This is a genomic window from Streptomyces sp. NBC_01288 (assembly GCF_035982055.1).
In the GTDB taxonomy this organism is placed as follows: Bacteria; Actinomycetota; Actinomycetes; order Streptomycetales; family Streptomycetaceae; genus Streptomyces.
The window spans coordinates 3,041,629-3,065,029 of record NZ_CP108427.1; the positions used below are offsets into that span (position 1 = coordinate 3,041,629).

The 23,401-nt window shown below is 70.2% G+C and carries 17 protein-coding genes; 5 read left to right on the plus strand and 12 right to left on the minus strand.

What is annotated here, in order from left to right:
* Positions 1-22: 22 nt before the first annotated feature.
* From ftsH to nsdA, 6 genes are all read right to left on the minus strand, one after another.
* Positions 23-1,960: an ATP-dependent zinc metalloprotease FtsH gene (gene ftsH / locus OG194_RS12995; protein ID WP_327401032.1), complete on the minus strand. Its 1,938-nt coding sequence runs from the start codon at positions 1,958-1,960 to the stop codon at positions 23-25.
* A gap of 123 nt (positions 1,961-2,083) precedes the next feature.
* Entirely contained in the window at positions 2,084-3,640 is a 1,557-nt protein-coding gene (gene ffh / locus OG194_RS13000) for a signal recognition particle protein (RefSeq protein ID WP_327401033.1), read from the minus strand.
* A gap of 222 nt (positions 3,641-3,862) precedes the next feature.
* Positions 3,863-6,313 (minus strand): [protein-PII] uridylyltransferase, encoded by a 2,451-nt coding sequence (locus tag OG194_RS13005; protein ID WP_327401034.1) that lies wholly within the window; start codon positions 6,311-6,313, stop codon positions 3,863-3,865.
* A gap of 24 nt (positions 6,314-6,337) precedes the next feature.
* Positions 6,338-6,676, minus strand: a complete 339-nt coding sequence (locus tag OG194_RS13010) for a P-II family nitrogen regulator (RefSeq protein WP_003997576.1) — start codon at positions 6,674-6,676, stop codon at positions 6,338-6,340.
* On the minus strand, positions 6,673-8,004 hold the full coding sequence (locus OG194_RS13015; protein ID WP_327401035.1) for an ammonium transporter: 1,332 nt from the start codon (positions 8,002-8,004) through the stop codon (positions 6,673-6,675). The genes OG194_RS13010 and OG194_RS13015 overlap by 4 nt, the downstream gene beginning before the upstream one ends.
* 507 nt (positions 8,005-8,511) lie before the next feature.
* Positions 8,512-9,996, minus strand: a complete 1,485-nt coding sequence (gene nsdA / locus OG194_RS13020; RefSeq protein WP_327401036.1) for a transcriptional repressor NsdA — start codon at positions 9,994-9,996, stop codon at positions 8,512-8,514.
* Between the two features lie 446 nt (positions 9,997-10,442).
* Between nsdA and OG194_RS13025 the strand changes: the two genes are divergently transcribed.
* Positions 10,443-11,108 (plus strand): bifunctional DNA primase/polymerase, encoded by a 666-nt coding sequence (locus OG194_RS13025; RefSeq protein ID WP_327401037.1) that lies wholly within the window; start codon positions 10,443-10,445, stop codon positions 11,106-11,108.
* A 185-nt stretch (positions 11,109-11,293) separates the two neighbouring features.
* Here OG194_RS13025 and ftsY read toward each other — a convergent pair whose 3' ends face one another.
* On the minus strand, positions 11,294-12,496 hold the full coding sequence (gene ftsY, locus OG194_RS13030) for a signal recognition particle-docking protein FtsY (RefSeq protein WP_327401038.1): 1,203 nt from the start codon (positions 12,494-12,496) through the stop codon (positions 11,294-11,296).
* Positions 12,497-12,711: 215 nt separating this feature from the next.
* Between ftsY and OG194_RS13035 the strand changes: the two genes are divergently transcribed.
* Together OG194_RS13035 and OG194_RS13040 are read left to right on the plus strand one after the other, a co-directional pair.
* Positions 12,712-13,683: an LLM class flavin-dependent oxidoreductase gene (locus OG194_RS13035; protein ID WP_327401040.1), complete on the plus strand. Its 972-nt coding sequence runs from the start codon at positions 12,712-12,714 to the stop codon at positions 13,681-13,683.
* Between the two features lie 70 nt (positions 13,684-13,753).
* Entirely contained in the window at positions 13,754-14,113 is a 360-nt protein-coding gene (locus tag OG194_RS13040) for a hypothetical protein (protein WP_327401041.1), read from the plus strand.
* Positions 14,114-14,186: 73 nt separating this feature from the next.
* Here the strand turns inward: OG194_RS13040 and OG194_RS13045 are convergent, their stop codons facing one another.
* The 4 genes from OG194_RS13045 to OG194_RS13060 all read right to left on the minus strand — a co-directional run bounded on the left by OG194_RS13045 (position 14,187) and on the right by OG194_RS13060 (position 20,541).
* Positions 14,187-15,608 (minus strand): sugar porter family MFS transporter, encoded by a 1,422-nt coding sequence (locus OG194_RS13045; RefSeq protein WP_327401042.1) that lies wholly within the window; start codon positions 15,606-15,608, stop codon positions 14,187-14,189.
* Positions 15,609-15,816: 208 nt separating this feature from the next.
* Positions 15,817-19,446, minus strand: a complete 3,630-nt coding sequence (gene smc / locus OG194_RS13050; RefSeq protein ID WP_327401043.1) for a chromosome segregation protein SMC — start codon at positions 19,444-19,446, stop codon at positions 15,817-15,819.
* A 219-nt stretch (positions 19,447-19,665) separates the two neighbouring features.
* The gene (locus OG194_RS13055; protein ID WP_033282668.1) at positions 19,666-19,866 is read right to left on the minus strand and encodes a hypothetical protein; all 201 of its coding nucleotides are present in this window, start codon (positions 19,864-19,866) and stop codon (positions 19,666-19,668) included.
* 393 nt (positions 19,867-20,259) lie between these two features.
* Positions 20,260-20,541 (minus strand): acylphosphatase, encoded by a 282-nt coding sequence (locus OG194_RS13060; RefSeq protein ID WP_327401044.1) that lies wholly within the window; start codon positions 20,539-20,541, stop codon positions 20,260-20,262.
* 155 nt (positions 20,542-20,696) lie between these two features.
* Between OG194_RS13060 and OG194_RS13065 the strand changes: the two genes are divergently transcribed.
* Together OG194_RS13065 and OG194_RS13070 are read left to right on the plus strand one after the other, a co-directional pair.
* Positions 20,697-21,974 carry a CAP domain-containing protein gene (locus OG194_RS13065; protein ID WP_327401045.1) on the plus strand — a complete coding sequence of 426 codons (1,278 nt, stop codon included), beginning with the start codon at positions 20,697-20,699 and terminating at the stop codon, positions 21,972-21,974.
* Between the two features lie 99 nt (positions 21,975-22,073).
* Positions 22,074-22,475 (plus strand): winged helix-turn-helix transcriptional regulator, encoded by a 402-nt coding sequence (locus OG194_RS13070; protein WP_327401046.1) that lies wholly within the window; start codon positions 22,074-22,076, stop codon positions 22,473-22,475.
* Between the two features lie 32 nt (positions 22,476-22,507).
* On the opposite strand, the gene mutM is transcribed toward OG194_RS13070, so the two are convergent.
* Positions 22,508-23,362: a bifunctional DNA-formamidopyrimidine glycosylase/DNA-(apurinic or apyrimidinic site) lyase gene (gene mutM / locus OG194_RS13075; protein ID WP_327401047.1), complete on the minus strand. Its 855-nt coding sequence runs from the start codon at positions 23,360-23,362 to the stop codon at positions 22,508-22,510.
* Positions 23,363-23,401: the final 39 nt, after the last annotated feature.

Genomic DNA, 23,401 nt, shown 5'->3' on the forward strand with positions numbered 1-23,401 from the left:
CGCGCGCCCGACCTGAGGATGACTACGGCTCTTCCTTGAAGAGGCGCGTAACGCCTGCGATCCGATAGGCGTCCGTCTCCTCCAGGGTCTCGTTCTCCAGGAGGGCCGCCGCGAGCGCGTCCAACTGGTCGCGGTGGTCGCCGAGTTTGCGGATCGCCTCGTCGTAGCACTCGTCGACGATGCGGCGCATCTCGTCGTCGATCACGTCCAGGGTCTGCGGCGCGGCGGAGAGGCCGTAGGCCTGCTGGGCGTCGTTCGGGAGGGCCGAGAGGCGGCCGACGCGCTCGCTCATGCCCCAGCGGGCGACCATCCCGCGCGCGATGTTGGTGACCTGTTCGAGGTCGTTCTCGGCGCCGGTGGTGATCACGCCGTAGACGACCTGTTCCGCGGCCATGCCGCCGAGGGCGCCGATGATGCGGCCGCGCAGGTACTCCTCGGTGTACGCGTACTTGTCCGCGTCCGGCGTCGAGAGCGTGACGCCGAGGGCCCTTCCGCGCGGGACGATGGTGATCTTGCGGACGGGGTCGGCGCCGGGCTGGAGCATGCCGAGGAGGGCGTGGCCGCTCTCGTGGTAGGCGGTGCGGCGGCGTTCCTCCTCGGGCATCACCAGCGGGCGTTCCGCGCCCAGTTGGACCTTCTCCAGGGCTTCCGAGAGGTCGGACTGGGTGACCTCGCTCTGCTTGCGCTTGACCGCGAGGAGGGCGGCCTCGTTGGCGAGGTTGGCGAGTTCGGCGCCGGTCATGCCCGGGGTCGTACGGGCGACCTGGGCGAGGTTCACGTCCTTCGCGAGCGGGATCTGACGGGTGTGGATCTCCAGGATCGCCTCGCGGCCACCCCGGTCGGGCGGTGAGACCACGACGACCCGGTCGAAGCGGCCGGGGCGGGTCAGGGCCGGGTCCAGGACGTCGGCGCGGTTGGTCGCGGCGATGACGATGACGCCCTCGGAGCCGGAGAAGCCGTCCATCTCGGTGAGGATCTGGTTCAGGGTCTGCTCGCGCTCGTCGTGACCGCCCATGCCGCTGCCACCGCCGCGGGCCCGGCCGATGGTGTCGATCTCGTCGATGAAGATGATCGAGGGGGCCACCTTGCGGGCCTCCGCGAAGAGTTCACGCACGCGTGAGGCACCGACACCGACGATCATCTCGATGAACTCGGAGGCCGACGCCGAGAAGAACGGCACCCCGGCCTCCCCCGCGACCGCCCGCGCGAGCAGCGTCTTTCCGGTGCCGGGTGGACCCGAGAGCAGCACACCCCGGGGCATCTTGGCGCCCATCTTGCGGTAGGCGTCGGGGTTCTTGAGGAAGTCGACGACGTCGTTCAGCTCGCCCTCGACCTCGTCGATGCCGGCGACGTCCTCGAACGTCGTGCGCTGCTTGCCCGGCTCCAGCTCGACCGGCTTGGGCGGGGCCTTGCGGCCGAGCATGCCGCCCGCGCCGCCGAGCCCCGAGCTCATCCGCCGCGCGATGAAGAGCCACAGGACGACCAGGAGCAGCATCGGGGCCAGCGAGATCAGCAGATTGGCCAGAAAGCTGCGGTGCTGGACGACGGGTTCCGCCGTGACGGTGACGTTGTGCTTGGTCAGGTCCTCCCAGAGCTGGTCGTCCGCGAAGGTCGGCCGCTCGGTGTCGAACTTGGTGTACTTGCCGTCGCCGCCCGGGTTCTTCTGCTCCTTCTTGAGCTGGCCCTGGATCGCGTTGCCCTTGGCGTAGATCTTGGTGACGTTGCCCGCGTCGACCTGCTTGCTGAACTCCGTGTAGGAGATGGTCGGTTCGTCGCCCTCGTTGAAGAACGACAGGATGAGGTTCGCGACCAGGTACACGACCAGCGCGGTGAGGATCAGGCTCCACCAGCCGCCGCGCATCTTCTTCCCGCCCGGCGACGGCTTCGGGGGCTCGTCCGGGGTGCCCTCGGTACGCCAGGGCTGGTCGGGAGACTTGCGCGGCGGCGCGGGGTTGGTCATATCGGCAAGTTACGACACGGGCCAGGCGTCGGCACGCCCAGCACGCGCCGAGGGCGCCCTTCCGGAGAGGGGCGCCCTCGACGACGTAGAAGACGGGCTGTCAGCCCACGAACCTTCTCAAGCTCAGCCCATGAACTTCTTGAACTCGTCCGGCAGCTCGAAGTCCTGGGCGCCCTGCTCGGGCAGGCCGAACGCGTTGCCGCCCGGAGCGGCGCCGGCCTCGCGGCGCTGGGCCTCTTCCAGCTCCTGCTGCTTGCGCTTCATCGGGTTGCCGGAGCGCTGCTTGCCCTTGGCCTGCTTGGGCTGCTTCTTGGTGCGGCCGGGGCCGCCGCCCATGCCCGGCATCCCCGGCATGCCGGGCATCCCGCCGCCTTGCGCCATGCGGGACATCATCTTGCGGGCCTCGAAGAACCGCTCGACCAGGCCCTTGACGGCGCTGACCTCGACGCCGGAGCCCTTGGCGATACGGGCGCGGCGCGAGCCGTTGATGATGGTGGGCTCGGCGCGCTCGCCCGGGGTCATCGACTTGATGATCGCGGCCGTGCGGTCGACGTCCCGCTCGTCCAGGTTGTTGATCTGGTCCTTGATCTGGCCCATGCCGGGGAGCATGCCGAGCAGCTTGCTGATGCTGCCCATCTTCCTGACCTGTTCCATCTGGGACAGGAAGTCGTCGAGGGTGAAGTCCTGGCCCTTCTTGGACGCCAGCTTGGAGGCCATCTTCTCGGCCTCTTCTTGGCTGAACGTCTTCTCCGCCTGCTCGATCAGGGTGAGCAGGTCACCCATGTCGAGGATGCGGGAGGCCATCCGGTCCGGGTGGAAGGCGTCGAAGTCGTCGAGCTTCTCGCCGTTCGACGCGAACATGATCGGCTTGCCGGTGACCGAGGCGATCGACAGGGCCGCACCACCGCGGGCGTCGCCGTCGAGCTTGGAAAGCACCACGCCGTCGAAGCCGACGCCGTCCCGGAAGGACTCGGCGGTGTTGACCGCGTCCTGGCCGATCATCGCGTCGACGACGAAGAGGATCTCGTCCGGCGAGACCGCGTCGCGGATGTCCGCGGCCTGCCGCATCAGTTCCTGGTCGATGCCGAGGCGGCCCGCGGTGTCCACGATCACGATGTCGTGGACCTTGGACTTCGCGAACTCGATGGAGTCCTTGGCGACCTTGACCGGGTCGCCCACACCGTTGCCCGGCTCGGGCGCGTAGACCGCGACACCGGCGCGCTCGGCGACGACGCTCAGCTGGTTCACCGCGTTCGGGCGCTGGAGGTCGGCGGCGACGAGCAGCGGTGAGTGCCCCTGGTCCTTGAGCCACTTGCCGAGCTTGCCCGCGAGGGTCGTCTTACCGGCACCCTGGAGACCCGCGAGCATGATCACGGTGGGCGGGTTCTTGGCGAAGCGCAGGCGCCGGGTCTCGCCGCCGAGGATCGTGACGAGTTCCTCGTTGACGATCTTCACGACCTGCTGGGCCGGGTTGTTCAGCGCCCTGTTGAGGTCGGCGCCGAGGGCGCGCTCCTTGACGTTCTTGATGAACGTACGGACGACGGGCAGGGCAACGTCGGCTTCGAGGAGAGCGATGCGGATTTCGCGCGCCGTGGCGTCGATGTCCGCTTCGCTCAAGCGCCCCTTGCCGCGCAAGTTCTTGAAGGTCGCTGAAAGGCGATCGGAGAGAGTATCGAACACGGCGGAGTCGGTCCTCGGAGTCGGGGGCGGTGTGGGCGTCTTCCAGGGTATCCGGCCGCGCAAGACAATCGTCCCCGCCTGCTGGGTTCAACGGGCGGGGACGAGCAAAACCCCGCGGCGGCGGGGAGCACGCGACCTCAGAGAGCCGCCCTTTGCCGCGCAGCGGACCACCCCCGCAACTGCGAGGAGCACATCGGGTCAACGCACGGCATGACCGCACGGTCACGCCCGCAGGGTTTCCTCCAGTTTGCGTGCCACCGCCGTGGCCTCCGCCCCCGGCAGGGGTGTGCCCTCCGCGCCGGTGACATAGAAGGCGTCCACCGCGTTCGAGCCCAGCGTGCTGACGTGCATGCTGCGGACCCGGACCTTCGCCTCGTCCAGCGCCCGCCCGATCCGGTGCAGCAGCCCCGGGGCGTCGTGCGCGCGCACTTCGATCACCGTCGCGTGCCGGGACGCGGCCGGGGCGACCGTCACGCGGGCCGGCGGGGCCACGACACCCCGGCGGCGCGGATACGCGGCGTCGCGTTCGGCGAGGCGGCCCGCGATGTCCAAGGATCCGTCCAGGGCGCGTACGAGATCGGCGCGCAGCCGGGCGGCCTGGGGCAGCGAACCGTACTCGGCGGCGACCCGCCAGTTGAGCAGCAGGACGGAACCCTCTACGCCGTCGGGCAGGTCCAGCGCGCGCAGCTCCGCCGTACGGACCGTCAGGCGGTGCATCGCCAGGACGCCGGCCACCGCGGGGAGTACACCCGGCTGGTCGGGTACGGCGATCAACAACTCCACGCCGAGCGGTTCGGGGTCGCCGGCGGGCTCGTCCTCGGTCGGGGGTTCGGTCTGGGCGCGCAGGGCGAGGACCGGGCCACCGGTCGCGACCGCCTCGATCGCGAGCCGTTCCTGTTCGGCGGTGGCCGCGCCGGCCTCGGGCTCCTCGGGGGCGTCCCCGGAGAGCACGGCGGCGACCCGCTTCACCAGGTCGGTGACGAGGCCGGCCCGCCAGGACGACCAGGCGGCCGGTCCGGTGGCCAGCGCGTCCGCCTCTGTCAGCGCGTGCAGCAGCTCCAGGGTGCTCGTCGTCCCGACCGCCTCGGCGACCGAGCGGACCGTCGCCGGGTCCTCCAGGTCACGCCGGGTGGCGGTCTCGATGAGCAGCAGGTGATGACGTACGAGAGTGGCGAGTACGGCGACTTCCGCGCGGTCGAAGCCGATGCGGGCGGCCACGTCCTTGGCGATGATCTCGCCGGCCACCGAGTGGTCGCCGGGCCAGCCCTTGCCGATGTCGTGCAGCAGCGCGGCGACCAGCAACAGGTCGGGGCGGCTGACGCGGCGGGCGAACTCCGAGGCGCGGACGGCGGTCTCGATGAGGTGCCGGTCGACGGTCCAGATGTGCACGGCGTTGCGCTGCGGGCGGCAGCGCACCCGCTCCCAGTCGGGGAGGAGGCGGGTGATCAGGCCTTCCGCCTCCAGCGCCTCCCACACGTCCACCGTCGGCTGCCCGGAACCGAGCAGCGTCACGAGCTGCTCGCGCGCCTCGGCGGGCCACGGCGTGGGCAACGGGCGCACGGTGGCCGCGAGGCGCCGTACGGCGTGCAGCGAGAGCGGAAGTCCGGCCTGTGCGGCAGCGGCGGCGGCGCGCAGCGGGAGGACCGGGTCGCGTTCGGGGCGTGCGGCGCGGGCGAGCACCACCTCGCCGTCCTGCTCCACGACGCCTTCGGCCAGCGGGGAGCGCTCGGCGGCGGGTTTCGCGCCCCCGCCGAGCATCGCGCGCAGCCTCGGCCGCACAGCACGGGACCGCAGCACGCGCCCCACTTCACGCCAGGTGACATCACTGGCGTACGACACGACACGCGCCGCTTCGTAGACCTGCCGCAGCAGGGTGTCCGCGTCGAGGAGGCCCAGCTCGGCGGCGACCTGGTCCTGCTCCTGGAGTGCGAGCCGGTCGGTCGCGCGGCCGGTGGTGAGGTGCAGGGCGTCGCGCACGTCGAGGAGGCGGCGGCGGGCGTCGGCGAGCCCTTCGCGCGGGGCGTCGGCGAGCCAGGAGGCGGCTACGGCGCGCAGCGCGGTGGCGTCGCGGAGGCCGCCGCGGGCTTCCTTGAGGTCGGGTTCGAGGAGGTACTGCAACTCGCCCTGGCGCTCGGCGCGTTCGGCGCAGAGTTCCTGGAGTTCGGGGAGGCGCTTGGGCGCCTGGTTGCGCCAGTCGGCGAGGACGGCCGTACGCAGTCCGGCGGTCAGGCCGAGGTCGCCGGCGATGTGGCGGGCGTCGAGCAGGCCGAGCTGGACCTTGAGGTCCTCGCCTGCGGTCTTGCGGGCCTCGGCGGGTGTGCGCACGGAGTGGTCGAGGGCGAGGCCGAGGTCCCAGACCGGGTACCAGATGCGGTCGGCCAGCGCGGCGACCGCGCCGGAGTCGCCGCCGTCGTGCAGGAGGAGCAGGTCGAGGTCGCTGCGCGGGGAGAGCTCGCCGCGGCCGTAGCCGCCGACCGCGACCAGGGAGACGCCCTTGAGTGCCTCGGAGCCGGCGGTGAAGAGGCCGGTCAGCCAGTCGTCGGTCAGTTCGGCGAGGGCGGCACGGCGCGGCGGCCCGGACCGCACCCCCTCAGTGAGGAGGCGCAGCCGGGCCGCCGCGTAGCCGCTGGGTCCGGAGTCCTCTGCATCCTTGCGCACGTCCGTACTCGTCACCCAGCGACTCCTGTTCGTTTCTTTTTAGAGCGCGTCCGGACCGCGCTCGCCGGTCCTGACCCGGACGGCCGTCTCGACCGGGAGGGACCAGACCTTGCCGTCACCGATCTTGCCGGTGCGGGCGGCCTTGACGATGACGTCGATCAGCTGCTCGGCGTCGTCGTCCTCGGCCAGCACCTCGATGCGGATCTTGGGGACCAGGTCGACCGTGTACTCGGCGCCCCGGTATACCTCGGTGTGTCCCCGCTGACGACCGTAGCCGCTCGCCTCGGTGACCGTCAGACCGTGGACCCCGAAGGCCTGGAGGGCTTCCTTGATCTCGTCGAGCCGGTGGGGCTTCACGACGGCGGTGATGAGCTTCATGCGTCCACCTTCTTCGTCTCCGGGGCGGCGAGAGCGGAGCTGCCGATGCCACCGCCGGCGCCGCTGAAGTCGTATGCGGTCTCGGCGTGCTCGGCCTGGTCGATGCCGGCGATCTCTTCGTCCTCGGTGACCCGCATACCGATGGTCTTGTCGAGGAGGAAGGCGAGGAGCGCGGAGACGACCAGGGAGTAGCCGAGGACCGCGCCGACACCGGCGAACTGCTTCCACAGCTGGGTGAAGGTGTGGTCGCCGTAGAAGACGCCGGTCGCGGCGGACTGGCCCTTGCCGGTGGCGAAGAAGCCGATGAGCAGGGAGCCGAGGATACCGCCGACCATGTGGACGCCGACGACGTCGAGGGAGTCGTCGATGTCGAACTTGTACTTCAGGCCGACGGCCGCGGCGCAGCCGACACCGGCGATGGCGCCGACGGCGATCGCGCCCATCGGGGAGACCGCACCACCGGACGGGGTGATGGCGACCAGACCGGCGACGGCACCCGAGGCCGCGCCCAGCGTGGTGAACGCACCGTGGCGGATCTTCTCGTAGGCGAGCCAGGCGAGCATGGCGGCGGCGGTGGCGACCTGGGTGTTGACGAACATCAGCGCGCCGACGCCGTCGTCGTTGCCGAGCCACGAACCGGCGTTGAAGCCGAACCAGCCGAACCACAGCAGACCGCAGCCGAGCATGACCAGCGGGAGGCTGTGCGGACGCATGGGGTCACGCTTGAAGCCGGCGCGCTTGCCGATGACCAGGATGACGCCGAGGGCGCCGGCACCGGCGTTGATGTGGACCGCGGTACCACCGGCGAAGTCGATCACACCGAGCTTGTAGGCCCAGCCGTCGGCGCCCCATACCCAGTGGGCGACCGGGACGTAGACGACCGTGAGCCACAGGGCGACGAAGAGCGCCCAGGCCGAGAACTTGACGCGGTCGGCGATGGCACCGCTTATCAGGGCGGGGGTGATGACGGCGAACATCATCTGGAAGACCATGAAGACGAAGATCGGGATGGTGTAGCCGTCCCAGAGTTCCGTCAGTCCGACGTTGCTCATCCCCAGCCAGTCGGAGTTGTAGCCGATGAAGCCGTTACTCGAACCGAAGGCGAGGGAGAAGCCGTAGAGAACCCACAGGATGGTGACGATCCCGATGCTGATGAAGCTCATCATCAGCATGTTCAGGGTGCTCTTGACGCGGACCATGCCTCCGTAGAAGAAGGCCAGTCCCGGTGTCATGAGCAGCACCAGGGCAGAACAGATCAGCATGAAGCCTGTGTTCGCGGAGGACAGTTTGGGTGCCTCAGCGGCAAGCGTGATGGCGGCTGATGCCATCGGCGTCTCCTCGTCGGTTGTACGGCCCCGTGCGGGCGAAGCCTGGATGCGGTCCGGTCAAGGCGGGGGGTCCGGTTATGCGCCCTGAGATTGGCGCAGCGCGGTTTCCGTCGAAGCCCCTCGATGTTTCACCGGGGTGACGAAGGCGCCGTGCGTGTTACGCGTCGATGAACCGCCGGATCTCCGGCCGCGCGATCGTTATCGTGGCGCAACCTTTTCCGACGGCCGGAAACCGGCCGCGCCCGGCCTTCCGCCGACCTGGCACGGGGACGCCGGGGCACGGGGCCCAGCCCCCTTCGGCGCTCTCCCGCGGTCCGCCCGGGAGCCGCTCGGCGAGGCCGACGTTTCCGGCCGCCCCACCGGCACCGCGCACCGTCGCGCGGCCGGTCTTTCGAATACGAGTCCCGAAGGACAGGACCGGCCGCGGTCGGCCCTCCGAATGACCTGGCATGGGGGAGCCGAGTCGGGCGGTTCGGGAGGGCCGGCCGCGGCCGGGGCTCGGGGGTGTCAGACCGCTTCGGCGGTCTCCGGCAGCTCGATCGCGAGCCGCTCGGTGAGGTCGACGACCTCGGCGAGTTCACCGAAGTCACGGACCGCCGTGTCGACGGTCTTTCGAATACGCGTGTTGACGCGCTCGGAGCGCACCTTCTTGGCGACGGTCATCGCCTCCGTCGCCAGCACCGCGCTCTGCTCGGGTTCCCGCCGCAGCAGGTGCACGGTGGCCATGCCGATGAGGTTGAGTGCGTACGACCGCTGGTGCACCTCGTCCTTGGCGAAGAGGTCCACCGCCCGCTGCATGACGGGCTCGGCCAGCGAGGCGTAGGCGGGGCTGCGGCCGGCGACGTAGGCGAGGTCGCGATAGGAGTGCGAGTTCTCGCCGTACAGCTCGGCCTCGGAGAAGAAACGGATCCAGTCCGGGTCCGGGTCGTCCCAGTCGTGTACGTCCCCGAAGGTGTCCTCGGCCATCCGGACGGCCCGCTTGCACTTGCCGGGCTGGCCCATGTTGGCGTAGGCGCGGGCCTCCATCGCATACAGCATCGACTGGGTCCGCGGGCTCGCGCAGTCCCGGCTGCCGTACTGCGCGAGGTGGATCAGCTCCAGCGCGTCGTCGGGCCGGCCGAGGTGGATCATCTGCCGGCTCATGCTGGACAGGACGTACGACCCGAGCGGCTTGTCGCCCGCCTCCTTGGCGGCGTGCAGGGCGAGGACGAAGTACTTCTGCGCGGTGGGCTGAAGCCCCACGTCGTACGACATCCACCCGGCCAGCTCGGCGAGTTCGGCGGCGACCTTGAACAACTTCCGCGTGGTGGACTCGGGTTGGGGCTCCTGCAACAGGTCGGTCACCTCGTGCAGCTGTCCTACGACCGCCTTGCGGCGGAGGCCGCCGCCGCACTGGGCGTCCCACTTGCGGAACATCGCCGTGGTGGACTCCAGCAGCTCCAACTCGGGCCGGGAGAGCCGCCCTTGATGCCGGGAGGCGCTCGCGGGCTCGGGCTCCGACTGGTGGGCCGAGGGGCCGGGGACCAGCCAGCGCTGCATGGGCTCGATGAGGGACGGTCCCGCCGACAGGGCCAGCGAGGCCCCGAGGAAGCCGCGCCGGGCCAGCATGAGGTCGCTGCGGGAGAACTCGCTGAGCAGGGCCACCGTCTGCGGGGCCGTCCACGGCAGGTCGACGCCGGACACGGAGGGTGCCTGGCGGGCCGCGCGCAGACCCAGGTCCTCGACCGAGACGACACAGCCGAAGCGCTCGGAGAACAGCTCCGAGAGGATCCTCGGGATCGGCTCGCGCGGGTTCTCACCGTCCAGCCAGCGGCGCACGCGCGAGGTGTCCGTCGAGATGTGGTTGGCCCCCAACTGCCGCGCCCGGCGGTTCACTTGACGCGCCAGCTCACCCTTGGACCAGCCGCTGCGCACGAACCACGAGCCGAGCAGCTCATTGGGGCGCTTCTCCGTACTGGTCGCGGTTGTCCCGCTTCCGCCGTTGCCGCCCACTGGAACGCCCCCATCCCTGGAACCACTTGTCGCCGCTGTGCGCCAAGCCCTATCAGAATGCCGGTAAATACGGCTTCCCGTCCCGCACTTGTCACCCTTCGAACGAGATGACGAGTTGCCTGCGGCATACCCACAAGAGCATGTGCCCCGAGGACTTGTGCACTCAAAGTAATCCTACGATCACCCGTCCAGCCACGGCGATCCCGGAAACGCCACCATTCGCCACCCCTTCGAATGAACCTACGGTTGCCCGCGCACGATTCACTTGACATAGGACGACCGGAAGTGGGCGCAGCGGTGCACGCAGGGGCGCGCACCGTCGAGCACACCACCCAAGGCGCTCCCGGACGCTGCCTGGACCACGCGGCGCGGGGCAGGCGTGAGCACAGAGTGACGACACGCATCCGTCTCGTAACCACCAGTGCGTCGGACCCGTTGGAGGGGGCATGGGCTTCACGATCGGCAGCAGCCGGGGTATCCGCGACATCCGGTCCGGCACGCGCCGCCGCGGCCGCGCGTCGGAGTGCACAGCGGTGGCCGAGTTCACCGGCCTCTGGGGTTGGGACGTGGTCGCGGGCGCACGGGCGGCGGGCGGCGCGTGTTCCTGCGGCGACACCAAGTGCCCCGCGCCGGGCGCACATCCCCTGACCTTCGCGCCCGAGGTGCGGGCCGGCGCGACCCTGGACGAAGTGACCGACGCCTGGGCCGAGTTGCCGGGCGCGGCGGTGATGCTGCCCGTGGGCCGCGCGTTCGACGTGATCGAGGTCGCCGAACCCGCCGGCCGCCGCGCGCTGGCCCGCCTGGAGCGGATGGGCCTCCCGCTCGGCCCGGTCGCGGCGACCCCCGACCACCGCGCCCACTTCTTCGTCGCCCCCGGCGCCGCCGCCGAACTCCCCGCCCTCCTCTACCGCATGGGCTGGGACGACCCCACCTCCCTGGACCTCCGCGGCCTCGGCCCCGGCACCCACATCACCGCCCCACCCTCGGACCGAGGAGGCCTGGGCCCGGTCCGCTGGCTCCGCTCCCCCGCGTTGGATTCGGCGACGAAGCCCCCGGCGGCCCGCTTGCTCCTGGGCACGCTGGCGTACGTGGCACACAGGTCGCGCGCATAGCCGTAGAACGCCGAAGTGCCCGTCCCCAACGGCGAGTTGGGGACGGGCACTTTTCTGAACGAGGCTGACTACAGCGCGCCCTATAGGGGCGCGGGGCTGTGACATTTGCGGCTCCGCCGCGTGGGCGCGACAAGCCCCCACCGGCCGGCAGCCGAAGAACCGCCCAACCAGCGGAGCGTGGAGCGTCAGTCCCCGATAAGGGCGTCAACAAACCCCTCCGCATCGAACGGCGCCAGATCGTCCGCCCCCTCACCAAGCCCGATCAACTTCACCGGCACCCCCAGCTCACGCTGAACAGCGATCACGATGCCCCCCTTGGCCGTGCCGTCCAGCTTCGTCAGCACGATCCCGGTGATGTCGACGACCTCGGCGAAGACCCGCGCCTGCACCAGCCCGTTCTGCCCGGTCGTGGCATCGAGCACCAGCAGCACCTCGTCGAGCGGCGCGTGCTTCTCGACAACCCGCTTGACCTTCCCCAGCTCGTCCATGAGCCCGGTCTTCGTGTGCAACCGCCCGGCCGTGTCGATGAGGACGACGTCGACCCCCATCTCCTTGCCCTCCTTCACCGCGTCGAACGCGACGGAGGCGGGGTCCCCGGCCTCGGGCCCGCGCACGGTGTGGGCACCGACCCGCTCGCCCCAGGTCTGCAACTGATCGGCGGCTGCGGCCCGGAACGTGTCGGCCGCGCCGAGCACGACGGTCCGCCCGTCGGCCACGAGCACACGGGCCAGCTTGCCGGTGGTGGTGGTCTTGCCGGTGCCGTTGACCCCGACGACCATCACGATCCCGGGCTTGCGGTCCTCCGGCTCGGTCTTGACCGTGCGGTCGACATCGGTGCCGACCAGCTTGAGCAGCTCCTCGCGCAGCAGTGTGCGCAGCTCCTGCGGGGTGCGGGTGCCGAGCACCTTCACGCGGGCCCGCAGGCCGTCGACCAGTTCCTGGGTGGGGGCCACGCCGACGTCGGCGGTGAGGAGGATGTCCTCGATCTCCTCCCAGGTGTCCTCGTCGAGGTGCTCGCGCGACAGAAGCGTGAGCAGCCCCTTGCCGAGCGCGTTCTGCGAGCGGGAGAGCCGGGAGCGGAGCCGGACGAGCCGTCCGGCGGTCGGCTCGGGAACATCCAGCTCGGGGACATCCGGTGCGGGGGGTTCCTCGACGGCGACCGGGGCCGAGCCGTCGGGGAGATCCACCTCCTCTATCGTCCGGCGCGCTTCGTCGCGCGGCGTCTCGGCCTCGTCGCCGACGTGCGGCTCGGCCGGCGGGGCGGTGATGTCGGGGACGGAGGTGGGCGGCGGGGGCAGCGGCTTCTTGCGCCGGCTGCCGACGACGAGCCCGCCCAGCGCACCGAGCACGACCACGGCGATGACTACAGCAAGGATGACGGTTTCCATAACCCACCCAGTATCAGCCATGGGTCTCGCCGGGGCCCAGCGCGGGCGCGGCCGGGGCGTCGACGCCACCACATCTCGTACCGGCCTCGCACGCGCCGAGAGGCCCGGAGGCCCTTGGCCCCGAAGCCCACAGTCATGCCCATGGCCATCTGACATGCCGTCAGCTACCGTCCCCCACCACGCACGACCCCACCGCACTCGAAGGGGGACCTCCCATGCCCGTCTCGGTCGTACGCTTCAACCTCGTCGAACCCGGCGCCACCCCCGCCTCGCTGAGCGCCCGCTACCGGGCCGCCCTGGAGATGGCCGCGTACGCCGACGAGCACGGCATCACCACCGTGCAGACGGAGGAGCACCACGGCGTCGCCAACAACTGGCTGCCCTCGCCCTTCGCCTTCGCGGGCGCGGTGTTCGGCGCGACCCGGCACATCGCCGTGACGGTCTCGGCGGTGATCGGCCCGCTGCACGACCCGCTGCGGCTGGCCGAGGACATCGCCGTACTGGATCTGCTGAGCGGCGGCCGGCTGGTGACCGTGGCCGGGATCGGTTACCGGCCCGAGGAGTACGCCCAGTTCGACGTGGACTGGAAGCGCCGGGGCAAGCTCCAGGACGAGCTGCTGGAGACGGTCCTGAAGGCGTGGTCCGGCGAGGAGTTCGAGTACCGCGGCCGTACGGTACGGGTCACCCCGCGCCCCTTCTCCGACCCGCACCCCCTGCTGCTGGTCGGAGGCTCCTCCAAGGCCGCCGCCCGCCGGGCCGCACGCCTCGGCCTGCCGTTCTTCCCCAGCGCGCATCTGCCCGACCTGGAGGCCTACTACAAGGACCGGCTCGTCGAGTACGGCACCGAGGGCTGGACCATGATGCCGGGGGCCGAGACCCCGCTGCTGCACATCGCCGAGGACCCGGACCGGGCCTGGGCGGAGTACGGGGCGCACTTCCTGCACGAGGCGCGGACGTACGCGTCCTGGCAGTCCGGGGACATCCGCTCGGCGGTGAAGTCGGGGGCCACGACCGTGGCGGAGCTGCGCGCGGAGGGCGTCTACCGCATTCTCACGCCGGACGAGTGCGTGGCGCTGGGGCTCGACAACCTCGTACTCCATCCGCTGTCGGGCGGGATGCCGGTGGACGAGGGATGGCGCAGCCTGCGGCTGTTCGCGGAGCGGGTGCTGCCGCGGCTCGGGGAGTGACCCCGATACGAAGGGTGACCTTTACCCGCAACCGGTGGACCGGCCGGTCGACCGGTGGTCCACTGCGGTCATGACCTTGGCTGTGGATGTGTTCCTGCGTGACGCGGACGGCCAGTGGAACGTGCTCGACGTTCCGGAGGGCTGCAACGACTCGGCCGGCTTCGAGAACTGGCGCGAGACCGTGTGGGGTTCGGCGCCCGTGCGCTCGCTGGGCTGTGTGTACCTTCCCGTGCTGGCCTCCAGCGACCTGTACGTCGAGGCCTCGGACGTACCGGAGTTCCTGCGCGAGCTGGCGCTGCTGCGGGAGCATCTGGAAGCCGTCGCCGCGGCGGTCGGGGAGCGTACCGACCTGGTCGAGAGCCGCCTGGACAACATCGAGGCCGCCGCTCTCCGGGCCCGGGAGATCGGCGGCGGCGTCCTCATCTGGTGACCGATGGGTGGTTTCGGGGAGACGGGCGGCGGGGGATTGAGCCCGTCTCCCCGAGCTTGTGGGGTGGGCCCGGTCAGCCCATGTCCTCCAGCCTCTTGCCCTTCGTCTCCTTCACGAACTTGAGGACGAACGGGATGGAGAGCGCGGCGAAGACCGTGTAGATCACGTAGGTCGCGGAGAGGTTCCAGTCGGCCAGCGACGGGAAGCTCGCGGTGATGGCCCAGTTGGCGATCCACTGCGCGGAGGCGGCGACGCCCAGGGCGGCGGCGCGGATCCGGTTCGGGAACATCTCGCCGAGGAAGACCCAGACCACGACACCCCAGGACAGGGCGAAGAACAGGACGAAGACGTGGGCCGCGATCAGCGCGGTCCAGCCCTGCGCGGAGGGCAGCTTGCCGTCGACCAGGTGGTACGAGAAGGCCCAGGCCTCCAGCGCGAGACCGACGACCATGCCGACCGAGCCGATGAGGGCCAGCGGCTTACGGCCGATGCGGTCCACGAAGATCATGGCGATCACGGTGCCGATGATGTTCACGATCGACGTCGTGAAGGAGTAGAAGAACGACTGCGTGGGGTCGACGCCGACGGACTGCCACAGCGTCGAGGAGTAGTAGAACGCGACGTTGATGCCGACGAGCTGCTGGAAGGCCGAGAGGCCGATGCCGACCCAGACGATCGGCTTGAAGAAGAAGCCGCCACCACCGAGCAGGTCCTTGAAGGTCGACTTGTGCTCGCTCTTCATCGCGTGCTCGATCTCGGCGACCCGGGCGTCCAGGTCGATGTCGTCGCCCTCGACCTCACGCAGCACGTCGTGCGCGCGGCTCAGCTTGCCCGCGGAGATCAGGAAGCGCGGGGACTCGGGGATGGCGAAGGAGAGCAGGCCGTAGAGGACGGCCGGGATCACCATGACGCCGAGCATGACCTGCCAGGCCTCAAGGCCCATGAGCTTGCCGCGCTGGTCGCCGTCGGCGGCGTTCAGCAGACCCCAGTTGACCAGCTGCGAGATCGCGATGCCGATGACGATCGCGGCCTGCTGGAAGGAGCCGAGCCGGCCGCGGTAGGCGGGCGGGGACACCTCGGCGATGTAGGCCGGGCCGATGACGGAGGCCATGCCGATGGCGAAACCGCCGATGACCCGCCAGAAGGCGAGGTCCCAGAGCGCGAAGGGCAGCGCCGAACCGACGGCGCTGATGGTGAACAGCACCGCGGAGATCTGCATACAGCGGATACGGCCGATCCGGTCGGCGATCCGGCCCGCGGTCGCCGCGCCGATGGCACAGCCGATCAGGGCGATGGCGATGACCTGTGCCAGAACCGTGGAGCCCACGTCGTAGCGGTCGCGGATCGCCTCGACGGCACCGTTGATCACGGAACTGTCGTAGCCGAACAGGAAGCCGCCCATCGCGGCCGCCGCCGCGATGAAGATGACGTGCGCGAGATGTTCGGGATGAGCCGGCCCGGCTCCTGACTGAGGTGCCTGCGCAGTGCTGGTCACGTGTAACTCCTGAGGCCACCGGCGTCGCTGCCGGGGTGGGGGGCGACCCTTCCAGTGGCGCACAGCTTCCCGCTGCCCACCACCTGAAGGTAAAAGCAACGTTGCAGAGACTATGCCTTCAAGTTTCGAAGTCAATAGGGGGTCTGCTGTGAAATCCAACCCCACAGGCCACCGCAATGCGTTCAGAACTTGAACGCATGATGAAGGTCTAGCGGAGACGCTGTGAGATGACCTTCGACACCCCGTCGCCCTGCATGGAGACGCCGTACAACGCGTCGGCGACCTCCATCGTGCGCTTCTGGTGGGTGATCACGATCAGCTGCGAGGCCTCCTGCAACTCCTGCATGATCCGGATCAGCCGCTGGAGGTTGGTGTCGTCGAGCGCCGCCTCGACCTCGTCCATCACATAGAACGGGCTGGGCCGAGCCTTGAAGATCGACACCAGCAGCGCCACGGCGGTGAGGGACCGCTCCCCGCCGGAGAGCAGGGAGAGCCGCTTGACCTTCTTACCGGGGGGACGCGCCTCGACATCCACACCCGTGGTCAGCATGTTGTCGGGATCGGTCAGGATCAACCGCCCCTCGCCGCCCGGGAACAGCCGGCTGAAGACACCCTCGAACTGCAAGGCCGTGTCCCGGTAGGCCTCGGTGAAGACCTGCTCGACGCGCTCGTCGACCTCCTTCACCACTTGAAGCAGGTCGGCGCGGGTCTTCTTCAGGTCCTCCAACTGCTCGCTGAGGAACTTGTGCCGCTCCTCCAGCGCCGCGAACTCCTCCAGCGCGAGCGGGTTCACCTTCCCGAGCTGCTGGTACGCCCGTTCGGCGGACTTGAGCCGCTTCTCCTGCTCGGCGCGGTGGAACGTACGGGGCTGGTTGCGCGGGTCCTCCGGATCATCCGGGAGCACCTCGCCCTCGGCGGCGAGCGAGGGCGGCACGAGCTGATGCGGCCCGTACTCCTCGACGAGCCCCGTCGGCTCGACCCCCAGTTCCTCCAGCGCCTTGCTCTCCAGCTGCTCGATCCGCATCCGCTTCTCGGCCCCGAGCACCTCGCCGCGGTGCACCGAGTCCGTCAGCTTGTCGAGCTCGCCCTTGAGGTCGCGCCCCTGGTTGCGGGCGGCGGTCAGCTCCTGCTCGCGGCGCGCCTTGGCGGCATCGGCGGCGGTGCGCTCCTCGTCGGCACGGGCGAGGGACACCTCGACGTGGGCGAGCAGCTGCCGCGTCCCGAAGGCGACGGCCTCCGCGACGGCCGCCTCGTGCCGCAACCGCGCGAGCCGCTGCTCCGCCCGCGCCCGCGCCTCCCGCTCGGCCCGGGCCCCGCGATCCAGCGAATCGGCCCGCCCGGCAAGCCCCTTGACCCGCTCCTCATGCGTACGGACCTGAAGCCGCGCCTCCATCTCGGTCTGCCGAGCATTGGCCCCATCGGCGGCGAGCCGATCCCGCACGGAGGTGTCGGGCTCCTCCTCGACCGGCATCTCCTCGGCCACGGCCAGCCGTTCGGCGAGCACCTCGGCTTCTTCTACGGCCTTGTCGAGCGCGTCCTGTGCCCGTGCCGCCGCCGCGGTCGATCGCTCGGCCTCGCCGGCGGCGCCCCGGGCCTGCCCTGCGAGCCGGCCCAACTGCTGTGCCACGGTCGACTTCTCGCGCTCTGCGGCTCGGCGGCGCTCCCCCAACTCCTCGACCAGCGCGGTGCATTCCTTGCGGCGCTCGCCTGAGGTCTGCTGGGTGGCGGCCAACTCCTCGCAGCGGACTGCCAGTTCTTCGAGTTCGGCTGCGGCTTCGTCTACGGAGGCCTGGACTTCGAGGAGGCTGGGGGCGCCTGCGGAGCCGCCGTGGGCGAAGTGGGCGCCGAGCAGGTCGCCTTCGGCGGTGACCGCGGTCAACTCGGGGTGGGCGTATACGAGTTGCTCGGCGGCTTCGAGGGTGTCGACCACGACGTAGTTGTGCAGGAGGCGGCGGACTGCGGGCATGAGGTCGGCGGGGGCGCGGACCAGATCTGCCGCGAAAGGTCGTTGGGCGTCTGCGGGTGCGTCGTGGCTGGTCGCGCTCCGCGGCGGAGCCGCAAATGGATGCTGTCCCGCGCCCCTTTGGGGCGCCTCAGTCACCGGGGTCGAATGCTCAGGGCCTCCTGCCAGCAGCAGTGCCGCTCTGCCCCCGTCTTGCTTGCGCAGCAAGCGGATCGCGTCCGCCGCCGAGGACGGTGTCGTCACGGCGATCGCGTCCGCCGCCGCGCCGAAGGCCGCCGCCAGGGCTGTCTCGTGGCCCGGGGTCACCGTGAGGAGTTCCGCCGCCGGACCCAGGATTCCGGTGAGGCGGTCGCGGGCGCCCAGCAGTATGCCGGTGCCGTCCTTGCGGCGCAGGCCCAGGGCCAGCGCGTCTCGGCGGGCCTGGGTGGCGGCGCGTTGGCGTTCCGCCGCTGTGGATGCCTCGCGGGCGGCGGCCTGGGCTGCTTCCGCCTCGGCGAGGCCGGCCCGGGCCGTCTCGTGGCGCGCGGTGAGTTCCTCGTCGCCCGCGTCCAGGCCGTCGACCTCGGACTGGAGCGCCTCGTACTCCTCCTGTGCGGTGACCGCTCGTTCCTGGGCCTCGTCGCGGGCGGAGGCGAGGCGGTCGATCTCGGCCTGGGCGGAGGCGGCGCGTGAACGGGCCGCGTTGACCTGGCCGTTGAGGCGGGCGAGGCCCTCGCGGCGGTCGGCGATGGAACGGGCCACGTCCTTCAGGCGCCGTTCCTCGGCCGTCAACTCCCGCTCCAGATCGGAGCGGTGGGCGACCGTGTCCTCCAGGGCGTGCTCGGCCGCCTCAAGGGCCGCTTCGAGTTCGGCTTCCTGCTCGCGGATGCGGGCGGCCTCGCGCTCCATGTCCTCGGGGTCACGGCCCCGCCGTTCCTCCGGAGGGGCCGACGTCGCGCTCTTCACGCGGGCGTCGGCCAGCGAGATCGTGCCGCGTACCCGCTCGGCCAGTTGGGACAGCTCGTACCAGGTCTGCTGGGCGCGCTGGAGGCGCGGTGTGAGCTGCCGTACCTCGTCCTCCAGGAGGCCCTCGCGCTGGAGCGCCTTGCGCAGCTCCAGTTCGGCGGCCTCCTTGCGTCCCTTCAGCGCGGCCTCGTCGGCGATCTCGGTGTTCAGCGCCTGGCGCAGTCGTACGAGATCGTCGGCGAGCAGACGGAGGCGGGCGTCCCGGAGGTCTGCCTGGATGACGGCCGCACGGCGGGCGACCGCGGCCTGGCGGCCCAAGGGCTTGAGCTGGCGGCGGAGTTCGTCCGTCAGGTCCTGCACGCGCGCGAGGTTGGCCTGCATCGCGTCCAGTTTGCGGAGCGCCTTCTCCTTGCGCTTGCGGTGCTTGAGGACTCCGGCCGCCTCCTCGATGAAGGCGCGGCGGCCCATGGGGTCGGCGTGGAGCACGGAGTCGAGCTGGCCCTGGCCGACGATGACGTGCATCTCGCGGCCGATGCCGGAGTCGGAGAGGAGTTCCTGGATGTCGAGGAGGCGACACGTGTCGCCGTTGATCTGGTACTCGCTGCCGCCGTTGCGGAACATGATCCGCGTGATGGTGACCTCGGCGTACTCGATGGGCAGGGCACCGTCGGAGTTGTCGATGGTGAGGGACACCTCGGCGCGGCCCAGCGGGGGGCGGCCGGTGGTGCCGGCGAAGATGACGTCCTCCATCTTGCCGCCGCGCAGCGACTTGGCGCCCTGTTCGCCCATGACCCAGCTGAGCGCGTCCACGACATTGGACTTGCCCGAGCCGTTCGGACCGACGACGCACGTGATCCCCGGCTCGAACCGGAGCGTGGTCGCCGAGGCGAACGACTTGAACCCCCGCAGGGTCAGGGCCTTGAGGTGCACGCCGCTGGACTCTACCTTCCGCCGCTCGCTCTCTCCATGAACGTCCGGTTCCCCGCGGTTTCGCCCTTGAACGTGCAGGGCACACCAAACGTTAAAGAGGGTGGAGGCAGCACGGGGGAAAGAAAGAAGGGACGCCGAAGCGTCCCTTGCAAACTCTGACAACTCAGCGGTTGATGCGGGCCGCCCGACCACTGCTTGTCATGTGGTGCGTCGCAGTGATCAGGTGAGCGCGGGCTCCGCCTGGCGTGCGTCGAGCTCGAGAAGCGAATCGTGAGTTGCGGCAGCCGTCAGCGCGTCGTTCTCGTCCTGGATCCGAACGAGCTCGGATTCCAGGTCCTGGACGCGTTGCTGGAGCCGTCGCATCTCGGCGAGGAGTCGCGGGTCGGAGCCGCCGACGTAACCGAGAAGCGCCTTTGCCATGATGGATGGTCCTCCACACTGAGTGACCGACCGAAGCGGTGTGGGTCGTGAGGGAATCGCACCCGCGATGCTTGACACAATCGAGTGTTGCTCTGCTGTTCTTCCATGCCAAACAGCTAAGGTGCGCGGGGCTTTCAGAGTCTCACCAAAAAGTTTGACGGTCAACACGATCACGCCCCGTATTGGCGGGCGACCCGGGGGCACGCGGCCCTGACCGGGCGGCACTGCGACTCCTGCGGGGCCTCGCTGGGTGTGGCGATCATCCTTAGGTGCGGAGCCTGCCAGAGCGAGCCGTTCTTGGCAACCACCAGGCAGTTTCCGCTATGGGCAGCTGCCGGCGGCATGTCCCGCCGCTTCCGCCAGGGCCGCTTTACACCGTTTCGCAGATTGTGCTCAGCGGATCGCGAAGCCGTCGTAGCCGCCGCGGGGTGTGTCCCAGATCTCGGTGACGCCATCCACGCGCCCGGGCGTGTCGTGCCCCTGGAGCCAGTCGAGGAGTCCTCGGCAGCCCTCACGCGATCCCTCCGCGACCACTTGGACGCGTCCGTCGCCCAAATTGAGAGCAAAACCACTCAGGCCCCCGATCTCCAGAGCCTTGGCACGGGTAAACCACCGAAAACCCACACCTTGCACACGCCCTCGCACCCAGGCGACCATCCGCACATCCTCGCTCATGGCTGCAACCTAACCGGCCAAAACCTCTCTGGGCACTTGCTCCCCTCGCGCCATGCGGTACCGTCCGCCCCAATGAATCTCATATGAAACTCACTCGATCGAGTGAGCTGGGTCACCGCACGGACGAGTTGACCGCAAGGACGAAAGGCAAGGACATGGGACGCCACCGACGCTCCGCCGCCGGCCGCGCCGCCACGAGCCGCGCCACGGGGGTCACAGAGACGCACGGCTCATACACGAGCGGCTACGACCCGCATGACTCGTACGACTGGAACGACCACTCCGACCACTCCAGCCGGAACGACCGCTTCGACTGGAACCCGGCCGACGGCTCGACGATCGGCATGGCGCCCTATCTCCACCCGGAGGGTCCCGCCGAGTTCCACCAGCCCCACCCGAACCACCAGGCCCCCACGGACCACCGGGTCCACGAGGGCCGCGCGAACCACGAGGCCCCGCCGAAGAGCGAGGCCCGGCTGAAGGCCGAGAGCCGGCTCAAGGCCGACTCCCGCCGCAAGAGCGAGGCCTACCTCTTCGCCACCGAGGAGGACTACGCCGTGGTCTTCCCCGAGGCGGCCGGCGCCACCGCCTCCCGGGGCGACGGCTCACGCCCGGGCCGCGGCCGCCGCCGTAAGCGCAAGACCGTGACGCCGGTCAAGACGGGTCTGCTCGGTGTCTCCGCCGCCGTCGCCATCGGCACGGTCGCGGTCGCCGCGGGCGCGATGCCGGGGCTGGAGAACTACAAGCTCGGCGGCGGTGGCGGCTCGGACCAGGTGCAGGCGGCCGGTTCGCCGTCCAACTCGGCGACCGAGCAGGGCGGTACCTCCGGCAGCGCGGAGTCCCGCGACGACGGCTCGTCCACGAGCCGCGACGCGAACCGCGCGGCCTCCCCGTCGGCGGCTCCGACCAAGTCCGCCACCGCGCCCGCCACCAAGGCCCCGGCGAAGAAGCCGGCGGCCACCCCGACCGAGGAGCCGACGACCTCGACCCCCTCGGCGAAGCCCACCACTCCGACGCCCACGCAGTCCGCCGACGCACCGGTGACGGTCCCCACGGAGGCAGCGGCCGAGGCCGCGGTGCTCAAGCTCGTCAACGAGCAGCGCGCGCTCGTCGGTTGCAGCCCGGTGGCCGCCAACAGCTCGCTGACCACCCTGGCCGAGAACTTCAGCCAGCAGATGGCCGACCAGGACTTCTTCGACCACACCGACCCCAGCGGGGCCACCCCGTGGGACCGGGCGGAGAAGCTCGGCATCACCAACCTCGGCGGCGAGAACATCGCCCGCGGCCAGGCCGACGCGGCCGCGGTCATGGACGCCTGGATGAACAGCCCCGGCCACAAGGCCAACATCCTGAACTGCGACTTCAAGACCCTGGGTGTCGGTGTGCACTTCGGCACCGGCGGCCCCTGGTGGACGCAGGACTTCGGGTACTAGTCCGACACCGCAGGACACCTACGGCGACACCTACAGGGAGCGCTAACCACTGGTTAGTGCTCCCTTTTGGTTAGCGCTGTGTTCGCGTACCCTGGCGACATGGACACGACCCAGGAGCGTACGGAGGAGCAGAGCTTCCCGTACAACGTCTTCGCGAAGGCCTGCCCCTCCCGAGGCACCCTGGAGCACATCACAGGCCGCTGGGGCGGACTCACCCTGTGCGCGCTGCACGAGGGCTCGCTGCGTTTCAACGAGCTGCGCCGCCGCGTCGACGGCGTCAGCGAGAAGATGCTCTCGCAGACCCTGCACGCCCTGGAGCGCGACGGCCTGGTCCACCGCGAGGCCCAGCAGACCAACCCGCCGCGCGTGGACTACGAGTTGACCCCGCTGGGACACGGAGTCGCCGAACGCCTGAAGGATCTCGTCGACTTCGTGGAGTCCCGCATGGACGACGTCCTCGCGGCCCGCACGCGCTACGACGAGACGCGCGGCGGCCTCTAGACCATCGGCGGCTTCCGGACCCGCGGCGCCCGCTAACTCCTGGGCGCCCGCTGACACTTGGGGCAGAAGTAGCTCGACCGGTTCATCCACGCCCGCCGGCTCATCTGCGTACCGCAGCGCCGGCACGGCAGACCCTCGCGGCCGTACGCGTCGAGCGAGCGGTCGAAGTAGCCCGACTCCCCGTTCACGTTGACGTACAGGCTGTCGAAGCTGGTGCCGCCCACGTCGAGGGCCGCGTTCATCACATCCCGCGCGTGGCCCAGGAGTTCGGCGGTGCGCGGGCGGGTGAAGGTCGCGGTCGGGCGTTCGTAGTGGACGCGGGCCCGCCAAAGGGCCTCGTCCGCATAGATGTTGCCGACCCCGCTGATCAACGACTGGTCGAGCAGGGCCCGTTTGATGGTCGTGCGCTTGCGGCGCAGGGCCTGGTGGAACAACTCGTCGTCGAACAAGGGGTCCAGGGGGTCACGCGCGATGTGCGCGATGACGTCCGGCAGCCCGTCCGGGGTGGTGTCGTGCAACGACAGCCCACCGAAGGTGCGTTGGTCGACGAAGCGGAGTTCCGTGTCGAGGGAGTCGGCGAACCCGACCCGGATGCGCAGATGCTTCTCGTCAGGCAACTCGTGCGGCTGGACCAGGAGTTGGCCACTCATCCCGAGGTGCGCCAGCACCGCCTGATGCGTGTCCTCCAACGGCAGCCACAGATACTTGCCGCGCCTGCTCGGCGTGCCGATCCGATGCCCCTTGAGCCGGTGCGCGAAGTCGTCGGCGCCGGCGACATGACGTCGTACCGCACGCGGATGCAGTACCTCGGCGTCGGCGACGGTGCGCTGGGCGACCCACCGCTCCAGACCGCGCCGGACGACCTCGACCTCGGGCAACTCGGGCATGGCATCCCCTGTGGTCACGGGTGAATGAGCCGAGCGCCC